Here is a 523-nt window from a genome sequence, read left to right as displayed (position 1 = left end):
TTTTTTTTTTTTTTTTTTTTGGATTTTTTCCGCTTTGATATTCTCTGCATCCTATTTAGGGCTATTGATATTTAACAAATATCCAGCAAAGGTTTTTCCAGGAGATGTTGGAACTCTACCAATTGGAGCTTTCTTAGCTGTCTTAGCAGTAGTTTATAAGGAATATATCCCATTTTTAGTTATAATGATGCCTTATGTGATAGATGCCTCTTTAAAATATCTAAGTGCTGGGGTTATGAGTAGGGATGAGCATAAACCAACAACTCTCAAAGAAGATGGGAAGCTATACTATATAGGTGGCTATCTATCCCTACCAAGGCTTATATTGAAGTATAAACCAATGAGAGAGCCTCACTTAGTTACAGTTTTATGGATAATTGGGATATTCTTTGGTATAGTTGGGATTTTAATATCATTAATAGCATGATGGTGATTGTTTTGAAAACCATAGGAGGAAACCTCCTATTGGGATACCTCCCGTCCATTAAGTTAGGGCTTTCAGCCCTAATTAGATCGGAAGAGC

General features: G+C 35.4%; 1 pseudogene. It reads left to right on the top strand.

From position 1 onward, the window contains the following. A pseudogene (locus UB43_RS29405) lies at positions 1-427 on the top strand (hypothetical protein); the annotation flags it as partial. Between the last annotated feature and the right edge of the window lie 96 nt (positions 428-523).

Source organism: Pseudomonas sp. 21, assembly GCF_000955805.1.
In the GTDB taxonomy this organism is placed as follows: Bacteria; Pseudomonadota; Gammaproteobacteria; order Pseudomonadales; family Pseudomonadaceae; genus Pseudomonas.
The sequence above is the reverse complement of the archived record's forward strand: the minus strand, read 5'-3'. Positions and strand labels throughout refer to the sequence as shown.